The organism is Methylophaga pinxianii (genome assembly GCF_020447225.1).
Taxonomy (GTDB): Bacteria; Pseudomonadota; Gammaproteobacteria; order Nitrosococcales; family Methylophagaceae; genus Methylophaga; species Methylophaga pinxianii.
Map to the genome: position 1 here is coordinate 1 of NZ_JAJAEO010000054.1, position 476 is coordinate 476.

The window sequence follows — 476 nt, forward strand, 5'->3', positions numbered from 1 at the left end:
TATTTGTCCAATAACTCACGAACTTCCATCTCGACCAGTTCAATCAGCTCAGCATCATCAACCATGTCGGCTTTGTTCAAGTAAACAATGATATAGGGAACGCCAACCTGACGTGACAGCAGAATGTGCTCACGGGTTTGGGGCATCGGGCCGTCAGCCGCATTCACCACCAAAATCGCGCCATCCATTTGGGCTGCACCCGTGATCATGTTTTTAACATAGTCAGCATGGCCTGGGCAGTCTACGTGAGCGTAGTGGCGATTTGGTGTTTCATACTCGACGTGTGCTGTCGCAATCGTGATGCCACGCTCTCTTTCTTCTGGTGCGTTATCAATATCCGCGTAATTTTTGAATTCGCCACCCGAGGCTTCTGCCATTACTTTCGTAATCGCTGCTGTCAGGGTAGTTTTACCGTGGTCAACGTGACCAATGGTGCCCACGTTTACGTGGGGTTTTGTACGTTCAAATTTTGCCTT

The 476-nt window shown here is 49.2% G+C and carries 1 protein-coding gene; it reads right to left on the reverse strand.

Features of this window, described 5'->3' with window-relative positions:
• Window positions 1-476 (reverse strand): GTP-binding protein (locus LGT40_RS00250; RefSeq protein WP_226069658.1); only part of this gene is annotated, 476 nt, incomplete at both ends.